This window comes from Vibrio penaeicida (assembly GCF_002933855.1).
Classification (GTDB): Bacteria; Pseudomonadota; Gammaproteobacteria; order Enterobacterales; family Vibrionaceae; genus Vibrio; species Vibrio penaeicida_A.
The window spans coordinates 22,607-31,665 of the sequence record NZ_BFAQ01000038.1; the positions used below are offsets into that span (position 1 = coordinate 22,607).

General features: G+C 42.9%; 8 protein-coding genes. 6 read left to right on the forward strand and 2 right to left on the reverse strand.

Annotated elements, in window-relative coordinates:
• Positions 1–156: 156 nt before the first annotated feature.
• The 5 genes from agaR to VPNCDNU1_RS21325 all read left to right on the forward strand — a co-directional run bounded on the left by agaR (position 157) and on the right by VPNCDNU1_RS21325 (position 6,377).
• Entirely contained in the window at positions 157–921 is a 765-nt protein-coding gene (gene agaR, locus VPNCDNU1_RS21305) for a transcriptional repressor AgaR (protein WP_104402209.1), read from the forward strand.
• A 350-nt stretch (positions 922–1,271) separates the two neighbouring features.
• Positions 1,272–3,692, forward strand: a complete 2,421-nt coding sequence (locus tag VPNCDNU1_RS21310) for a diguanylate cyclase domain-containing protein (protein ID WP_104402210.1) — start codon at positions 1,272–1,274, stop codon at positions 3,690–3,692.
• 110 nt (positions 3,693–3,802) lie between these two features.
• Complete coding sequence (locus VPNCDNU1_RS21315; protein WP_104402211.1) at positions 3,803–4,765, forward strand: GlxA family transcriptional regulator; 963 nt, start codon at positions 3,803–3,805, stop codon at positions 4,763–4,765.
• Positions 4,758–5,939 (forward strand): MFS transporter, encoded by a 1,182-nt coding sequence (locus VPNCDNU1_RS21320; protein ID WP_104402212.1) that lies wholly within the window; start codon positions 4,758–4,760, stop codon positions 5,937–5,939. Before VPNCDNU1_RS21315 ends, VPNCDNU1_RS21320 begins: the two co-directional genes overlap by 8 nt.
• Before the next feature lie 93 nt (positions 5,940–6,032).
• Positions 6,033–6,377, forward strand: coding sequence for a HopJ type III effector protein (locus tag VPNCDNU1_RS21325; RefSeq protein ID WP_104402213.1), 345 nt, complete (start codon positions 6,033–6,035; stop codon positions 6,375–6,377).
• Between the two features lie 194 nt (positions 6,378–6,571).
• Here the strand turns inward: VPNCDNU1_RS21325 and VPNCDNU1_RS21330 are convergent, their stop codons facing one another.
• Complete coding sequence (locus tag VPNCDNU1_RS21330) at positions 6,572–7,516, reverse strand: porin (protein WP_104402214.1); 945 nt, start codon at positions 7,514–7,516, stop codon at positions 6,572–6,574.
• Positions 7,517–8,030: 514 nt separating this feature from the next.
• Between VPNCDNU1_RS21330 and VPNCDNU1_RS21335 the strand changes: the two genes are divergently transcribed.
• Positions 8,031–8,516 (forward strand): cupin domain-containing protein, encoded by a 486-nt coding sequence (locus tag VPNCDNU1_RS21335; protein WP_104402215.1) that lies wholly within the window; start codon positions 8,031–8,033, stop codon positions 8,514–8,516.
• A 64-nt stretch (positions 8,517–8,580) separates the two neighbouring features.
• On the opposite strand, the gene VPNCDNU1_RS21340 is transcribed toward VPNCDNU1_RS21335, so the two are convergent.
• Positions 8,581–9,059, reverse strand: a 479-nt coding sequence (locus VPNCDNU1_RS21340; RefSeq protein ID WP_272897581.1) for a transketolase-like TK C-terminal-containing protein, incomplete at its 5' end; no start/stop codon positions are given.

Sequence of the window (9,059 nt, forward strand, 5' to 3'; positions counted from 1 at the left end):
CTCGATTCTTTTCGGTTTTGTAGGGCAGAGGACAGCATAATTCTGCGCTACTTCTCGGCTTAACAGTGGGTAATTGTTATCAAAATTATCCTAATGTACAATCCTCGCTTTGGTTGTAAGCGCGAAATTTTACTGCGAAGAGGGTAGCTTCTCAAGATGAGTCAAACGAGTAAAAGAAGGGAAAGTATACTGAATAGGCTGAATTTAAACGGCAGTGTTTCAGTAAACGAGCTATCCGAATTACATGATGTCAGCCTAGTAACGATACGAAATGACCTCGACTACCTTGACGAAAAAGGGTTGCTTATACGTTCTCATGGCGGGGCTATTCGTAATCAGTCTTCTTTGGCTGAATCATCGAACAAAATTAAACTGACCCACCACACACCAGAAAAGCTTGCCATAGCGAAAGAAGCGGTTAAACACATTCAACCCAAAGATGCGATCATTCTTGGGGCAGGGACAACGACAGAATACATAGCCAAACTCATTGCGGATAAATCCGATTTAGTCGTGATGACAAATGGCTTGAATATTGTTTCGACTTTGTCTAATTCGTCTGGTTTGGATGTCATGATTACCGGTGGTACGTTACGTTGTGACAGCCAATCATTTTATGGTCCACAAGCGGAATCAAGCCTGAAGGATTATCATTTTGATAAGATTTTTGTGGGGGTTGATGGCATACATTTGGACTACGGTATTACGACACACAGTGAGCATGAGGCTCGTTTGTATCGCGTTATGTGTGAGTCTATTAAAACGACGATAGTTGTGACTGATTCCAGCAAGTTTGGAAAAGTTAGCGTATACAAAGTGATTCCGTGTAGCGCAGTTGATATTCTCATCACCGACAGTGGAATTTCAGAAGAACACAAGCAAGCACTCATTGATCAAAACATAAAAGTCATTATTGTTTAGTGCGGCAAAGTCATGACACCTAAATACTTCCTTTCTTTTGGGTATCATTCGTTACCCTTCAAATTATTAATAACCCTATTCATTTTGTGGCTCATTTTTGATACTTGCTGCAAGTAGCTACTCGTAAGGGTCGAATTCGTCCAATAAAAAATGGACACTGGATGCATTAACCCGAATAAAGTGTGCGCTAATGGTGCAACTTTTTCAGTGCAAACCCTTTCTTCTGTGCAAACCCCTTGTCAGTGTGAACCCATTTTGTGCGTATGAAGGTAGGGTTGGATGGTTCTGTTGCAAATATGGATGTTTGTATACGGAGTAAGTAGTTCCGATTGAGCGAGGGTTGGTACGCTATGAAGTACCTGTCAAAATACCATCGAAATAATTTCATCATTCTCAGTGTGATCATCGCTTTGATCGATGTACTTTTTGTTTCTATTAGCATCAACTCGTCAAAACAATCCCTTTCTGTTTCTATCGAAGAGCAAGCTCGTCAAATTACTCAGAGCTATCAAACCGTTTTAGATCAATCAAAAACCGACATGAGTTTATTGGCAACGGTTATCGCCAATGACCCCAATGTAAAAAGCTTAATCCGTGAAAGAGTGAACAGTCCGCAGCAAAAAGAGAATGGCAACGAGGTTCTCAATGACTTGCTTCGGCAAAAACTTATCAACCAGCTCAAGCCTGCTTGGCAAATGATTCAAGAACAGTACTACATTAAAACGTTGCAAGTATTTTTAGCTCCAGACGCAAAAGCTTTTTTGAGACTGGATCAACCCAGTATCTATGGTGACTCTGTTGATGGGGTTCGGGAGACGGTAACCAACGCGATAGCCCATGCCGAAGTGCAATCAGGGTACGAAGTGGGCAGAACAATTGCTGCGCTTAGAGCCGTTGCGCCAGTTTTCGGGAGGGACGACGAAGCGCAAGAACAGAGGGGCGTAAAAGAAAATCGCTCAGTCATTGCTGCGGTTGATGTTGGGATACCTTTAAGCAATATGCTTAAACGCATAGGAGATCATATTGATATAGAAGCAGGAGTGACGTTACGGACGTCATCTCTCGCGAAATCCATGTGGTTAGACTATCAGGAAGATTACCATCGAATGCAATACATTGAAGGTTGCCTTTGCATTATCAAACACCAATCCACTCCTATTTTTTCAGACTTAATTCGGCAGTTGACGGACTCCTCTTTAATCAAGCAAGGTTATAAGCAAAACGTTATTGAATTTGGTGGCAAACCGCTTAACGTGATCCAGCTTCCTATCATTAGTTATGCCGATACTTTACAAGGTAGCAATGAAGAAGTAGGCAAAGTCTTTTTCTGGAAAGACGCATCACCGCTATACGAACAATTCTCTAAAACAGTTAACCACGCCATGATGTGGGGCGTTCTTGGTTACGTTCTGGCGGAAATCATCATTCTGTGGGCGTTCATGGCTAGCATAAAGAACCTTGAAACGGTTATTCGTGGCCACACTGAAGATCTAGAAGATAGCCAAAGCAATTTAATACAAGCGCAACGCATTGCAAATATAGGGAGTTGGACGCTCAATTTGGAAACCGACTCGCTCTATTGGTCGGAGCAAATCTATCATATTTTTGAGCTTGAAGAGGATGAGCACGAGCCATCTTATCAGCTATTTCTTGAAGTTATTCACCCTGAAGACAGAGTAAAAGTAGATCGTGCTTTTCGGGAATCTTTAGAAAACAAAACCCCTTTTTATGTCAGCCACCGTTTACTCATGCCTGACGGGCGAATCAAGCATGTGATCGAAGAAGGTAAAACACTGTTTTCATCTAATGGTAGACCGGATGTAACGGTTGGGGCTGTGAGAGATATTACCGATACCTATGTTGCACAGGAAAAAGAAAAGTTGGCAGCGAGTGTATTTAAGCATGCCAATGAAGGCATTTTCATCAGTAATGCAAAGTTGGACATTATTGAAGTCAATGATGCTTGCCTTATGTTTGCAGGCACAAGTATTGACGAGTCAAAAAACGCTAATCTATTGGAATTCCAAAATAGGTTCATGCAAGCCAAGCAATTTACTGAAATGACCCAAGCTTTACGAAAGGAAGGGCATTGGAATGATGAAATTTGGGTTAAGCGCTCCAGCGGAGAAGAAGTCGCGCTGGACTTGAACATCAGTTCCATTCGAAATGAACATGGTCAAGTTACCCACTACGTCGGCATTTTTTCAGATATCACAATAAAAAAACGGCACGAAGAGCGTTTAAATTATATCGCGCACTTTGACTCGCTGACTGGCTTACCAAACCGAATTCTGCTCACCGACCGGCTAAGCCAGGCTATGCTTCAAACGGAACGTTCGAAGAAACACATTGCCATTCTCTTTTTAGATTTAGATGGATTCAAAAAAATCAATGATGGCTATGGTCATCTTGTTGGCGACATGATGTTAGAACACGTTGCCGAACAGTTCCAAAATAGCATTCGAGCAGGTGATACCGTTGCAAGGTTTGGTGGGGATGAGTTTGTTTTTGTTATTCGAAACGTATCTAAGCCGTGTGCCTACGACATTCCTATTAGCCGGATACTGGAAGCGGTCGCCGTACCCATGGTTCACGAAGGGCATACGTTGCATGTATCTGCCAGTATTGGAATCACATTTTACCCGCAATCAGAAAGCAAACTCGGGGCTGAAGCACTTATTAAGCAAGCGGATATTGCTATGTACAAAGCGAAAGCAGCCGGCAAAAATGGGTTTAGGATTTTCGATGAAGGGTGTGTACAGGAAACATAACACTCGTCATAACATAATGTCCGAAATGATCTGATATTCGTCGTTGTGGACAAACATGATTCAATTCATACTCCTGTGTGTTAGCGTAAAATCGAGCACATGAGGTACGAATGAAAAAAATCGGGATTTTTGCTTACCCAGGTTGCCAAAGCCTTGATGTAATCGGCCCTGCAGAAGTATTTTCCTCTGCCAACAAGTTCAATGAACATCCTGCTTATGAAGTCATTATTTTTTCATTCGAAGAAGGTAAGTTGAAGTCGGACGGTGGTTTAACACTTTACGCTGAAAAAAGTTGGGATAGCCTTGATGAGCTAGACACGCTTATCATTCCTGGTGGAAATCAATCTAGAACGTATTTGGGGCGTGAAGATATTCGTGAATGGCTTCTCGCTAGAGCGGAAAATAGCCGACGTGTTACTTCGGTTTGTACTGGTGCGTTTTGGTTGGCTGAAGCTGGAATTCTTAACAATAAAAGCGCGGCAACCCACTGGCGACACTGCGATGCTCTTCAAGAGCGTTATCCACTTATTCATGTAGATTCGAACGCGATTTACCTTCACCAAGGTAAGATATCAACCTCAGCCGGTATTACAGCTGGCATTGATCTTTGCCTTTCCCTCGTCGAACAAGATCTGGGCTATGCGACTTCCGTTTCTGTTGCGCAGGAGCTTGTGGTTTTCTATCGAAGGCCAGGAGGTCAGTCTCAATTTGTTTCGTTGCAATTGGCTCAGAGTTCAGGCGATACACGCATTGCTAGTGCTATTCGCTATATTCATCAGCATTTGAAATTGGATATTCGAGTAGAAGATATCGCTCATCATGTCGGATTAAGCAGCCGTCAACTCAATCGTATTTTCCAGTCAGATATAAAGCTAAGCCCAAACCAATATGTGGTTAAAGAGCGCTTAAATATAGCTTGTGACCTATTAAAGAACAGTGATTTAACACTGGAACGAGTTGCTACAGCCGCTGGATTAGTCAGTGGCGATAACTTAAGAAATGTTTTTCAACGTCAATATGGTATAAGCCCAATGGCATACCGTCAGCGATTTAGAAGGAATATAAATGAATAAGAATGTTTGGCTTTTATCTTTGTGTCAGGCATTGCTCATGACGGGCAACATTGTATTGATATCGGTTGTTGGTCTAATCGGAAAAGAGATTTCTCCAAGTCCAAGTTTGATCACTTTACCTGTCGGTCTGCAGTTTCTAGGGCTCATGGCAGCGACGATACCTGCTTCTTTGATCATGGGTAAATTGGGTCGAAGAAAAGGTTTTAGTTTAGGGAATATTATAGGGATTTCCGGTGCGCTATTGGCTACGATCGCGTTAAACCAAACCAATTTTTGGCTATTTTGTGCCGCAACTACTTTACTTGGTATCGGCATTGGGTTCGGGACACTTTATCGGTTTGCTGCTGTTGAAGTCAGTCATGAAAATACGCGCCACAGAGCGATATCTATTTCGATGGCTGGCGGTGTTTTAGCCGCAGTACTGGGGCCGAACTTAGCGGTAATGTCTCATACCATGTTTCCTGAGGGGTTATACATTGGCGCTTTTGGTGCTGTTTTGTTACTCAATATCATTGCCTTGACTGTATTGCAGACGATAGGCTTTCCTACTGCTCAAGAAAATAAGAGTAATGAAGTTAGCGATTCCATTCGAACCATCATAAAACAGCCAAACTTTATGACTGCGGTATTCGCTGCAATGGTGTCTTACGCCGTGATGAACCTATTGATGACGGCCACACCACTTGCCATGCTCGGGTGTGGATTTGATTTCACCCGAGCGGCTGGGGTAATCGAATGGCATGTATTAGGTATGTTTGTTCCTGCATTTTTCACCGGGCGGTTGATAGAAAAGTTCGGTGCTCGCGCCATGATTGTAACGGGCGGATTTATCTTTATTGCGTGTATTGCTATCAATGTCCATGGTCAATCCATTTGGCATTTTACCACCGCGTTAATTTTGCTTGGTGTTGGGTGGAATTTCATGTTTATTGCGGCGACAGGGCTGTTTAGTCAGTCTTACGCCAATAAAAATCGTTCCAAAGCACAGGCATTCAATGAGTTCTTTGTGTTTGGTTGCGTGGCGATAACGGCAATGTTGTCTGGTTGGTTAGAAGCGACGATAGGCTGGCAGAAGCTAAACCTCTATGTGGCACCATTCGTCGTGGCAGTGTTGATAGTGTTTATATTCAACGCAAGGAAAGTTCACAAATCCAATAAGGCGCTAAGTGGGTAGGGTACAAACATTTGAGTATTTGGGCTGGCTGGGTATACTGCTCAGCCAACTAAACCTTATCAAATTTAGCTAGCTACAAAAGGAATCTTATCCATGGATTTACAGGATCTTCTTACTACGTTATCCGAGTCTCCAAATTCTGTTCAATTTGCAGATGTTATTTCAGTGATTGAATCAAACTACGAATTCACGCCAACCGAATTTCAAAATGGCGAGACACTGAATGAAGCGGGGCAAAACAACGGTTCGTGCAAAATCTTTGCGTTTGCGAAGATTCAAGCTTTAGACCCGAAGAGCACACTTTCTTGCTTTGGTGATTTCTACCGTAAAGATGTACTAGAGAATCCAGAAGGCAATGATCACCAGAATATTCGAAACTTTATTAAGTTCGGATGGGAAGGTATTCGCTTTCAAGGTCAAGCCTTAGTAGAAAAATAAAGTCTAATTTTTTTACTTCTAGAATAAGAAAAAAACCGGATAGACAAAGGCTCTATCCGGTCAGAAGGCAGTGGATTAATTGCTCTTCAAAAATGAAATTTAGAAACTTAAAACCATGGAAAGGTTTTCGTTAACTTTGGTTATACGTCTCGTATAGATTCAATGTATTACTACAGACAATCTATTGTTACGCATTAAAAGTTAACAATGATACCCGCAGTAGCACCTGACTCGAAATCGCCTTTCTCTTCAGTGTCTAGCTGAGAGTACTCAACAAATACCGTTGTTTTCGAACCTAGAGCATAACCAACACCCGCGTAAAAACCTGAGTCAGTTGGTGCGTCGTCTGCATCAATTTGCCCGTAACCACCATAGATACGTGTTGCATCGATGTTGTACTCACCGCCTAAACGCCAAGCCATTACGTCTGTACCCGCCTGATCTTCCATAGAGAAGTCTGCACCCACTTTGAATGCGTTGAACTTGTAGCTAGCACCTAGGTTGAAGCCGTCATAGTTCTTCTCTACAGTACGACCTGCGTAGACTTCATCTGTGTAATCGTAAAAGCCAGCCGAAAGCCCAAGACCCATTGGTAGCTCGTATGCACCAGCAATAGTGAAACCGCTACGCTGTTCGTTATCTGCTTGTGCGAATTGGTAAGTTACACCTGCGGTCAAGTTTTCAACCAAGTTAGATGCTGTGAACTTTACGATACCGTTATCACGACCACGATCTTCAAGGCGCTGAGAGTAGCCGTACCACTCATCGAATCCGCCACGGAAAGCCACGTCATCAAAAATGGTGGTTTGACGACCGAAAGTCAGCGTACCAATGTTGGTGAATTCGACACCTGCGTAAAAATCACGTGAAGTGAACGCTGTATCTGCGTCACCGTATTGAACTTCAAAACGACCAATCGCAGCAACACTTTCGGTTGCCTGATGCTTAGCAGTAAAGCCAAGGCGAGAACCACCATCGTTGATAGAAGACTCAGAACCAGTGCCGTTGTCTTCAACTTGCATAATGGCAAACGCACGACCATTAACTTCAAGAGTAGAGCCATCATTGTTGTAAACTTCTGCTGCGTTTACAGAACCTGCCGCTGCCACTACAGCCACTGCTAAAATAGTTTTTTTCATAATTAATCCATTTATGTTCAAAAGAATTCGGAGAGGAAAGGTTCGTTACCAATGCTAATCGCCTGATAAAGAATGACTTCCTCTCAATTCGAACGACATACTGAAATCAAAGTATTATAAGGTCAAGCGTTCTGTATGATGAAATATTGAGCGTGTGAATGATGGGTGAGATTGATTGCACCTCAAACATAAGGGGCGCCATTCTGTTAAAAAAATCTTTTAATACAATGAAATAAAGTGGTTTTAATTTAACGGAACGGCGTCCACTTTACCCTCTTGGTTTAAGGTCTTTCATTCTGTAAAGTGTTTTTAATAATGTGATGAATATCACTTTAGGGTTTGCCGTATTGTATGTTCGGATGTAGCTGAGTGGAAAACGTATCCTGAACACTTACCTGAAAGAAGGCGCTGGTTTTATTGGTTTCTCAGATAAAAGAACCTGTCTTTAGTGGAAATAACAGGTAATTTATGTGCAAAATCTATACAGAAGAGACTATGCATAAGGGGAGTTTGTATGAAAAATGGATTGATAAAGAAACAAGAAATAGAGCAGCTTAAAGGGACAGATAAGACACATTTCTTGAACAAAAATGCAAAAAGAACGAATAAGTCTCTTGGGGATTTGGCTGGAATAAAAGGCTTTGGATTTCACATTATTGAAATTCAGCCTGGTTTTGAATCCACTGAGCATCATGTTCATTACTTTGAGGATGAATGTGTTTATGTTCTTGAAGGCAGGGGAACAGCACGGATAGGGGATGAAGAGCTCATGATAGAAGTCGGAGATTTTATCGGTTACCCCGCTGGTGGAGAAGCGCATTCCATTATCAACAAAAGCGACGTTACGTTACGTTGTATCGTTGTTGGGGAGCGGCTCGATCACGACGTTGCGGACTACACGTGGATGAAAAAGCGGATATATCGTAACAAAGGATTACCCTGGAACTTGGTTGATCTAGACAATATTGATGAACCAACGGGTTCGGTTGGTCAAAAGTAAAAATGCCCTACTCACAAGAGCAGGGCATTGAATCGATATCAGAATCTGGCGTAAGCCTGACGAATTAAGCCAACAGTTCGTTAGCGGTCTCGACCACGTTTTCAACCGTAAAGCCGAACATCTTGAACAGTTCGCCTGCTGGTGCAGATTCACCAAACGTTGTCATACCGATGATACGACCGTCAAAGCCTACGTACTTGTACCAGAAGTCAGCAATACCGGCTTCCACTGCAATGCGAGCGGTTACGTCTGAAGGCAGTACCGATTCACGGTAAGCGGCGTCTTGCTTGTCGAACGCATCCGTTGAAGGCATAGACACTACGCGTACTTTCTTACCTGCTGCCGTCAGTTGCGCTGCGGCTTCGATGGTTAGCTCGACTTCAGAACCCGTTGCAATCAAGATAAGCTCAGGCTTGCCATCGCTGTCTTTTAGGATGTAGCCGCCTTTGGCAATGTTAGCCACTTGCGTAGCATCACGCTCTTGCTGTGCTAGGTTCTGACGAGAGAAGATAAGCGCCGTTGGGCCATCTCTGCGTTCGATAG

Coding starts and splice junctions, on each gene's coding strand:
- agaR (WP_104402209.1), top strand. CDS start 157: ATGAGTCAAACGAGTAAAAGAAGGGAAAGTATACTGAATAGGCTGAAT.
- VPNCDNU1_RS21320 (WP_104402212.1), top strand. CDS start 4,758: ATGAATAAGAATGTTTGGCTTTTATCTTTGTGTCAGGCATTGCTCATG.
- VPNCDNU1_RS21310 (WP_104402210.1), top strand. CDS start 1,272: ATGAAGTACCTGTCAAAATACCATCGAAATAATTTCATCATTCTCAGT.
- VPNCDNU1_RS21330 (WP_104402214.1), bottom strand. CDS start 7,516: ATGAAAAAAACTATTTTAGCAGTGGCTGTAGTGGCAGCGGCAGGTTCT.
- VPNCDNU1_RS21335 (WP_104402215.1), top strand. CDS start 8,031: ATGAAAAATGGATTGATAAAGAAACAAGAAATAGAGCAGCTTAAAGGG.
- VPNCDNU1_RS21315 (WP_104402211.1), top strand. CDS start 3,803: ATGAAAAAAATCGGGATTTTTGCTTACCCAGGTTGCCAAAGCCTTGAT.
- VPNCDNU1_RS21325 (WP_104402213.1), top strand. CDS start 6,033: ATGGATTTACAGGATCTTCTTACTACGTTATCCGAGTCTCCAAATTCT.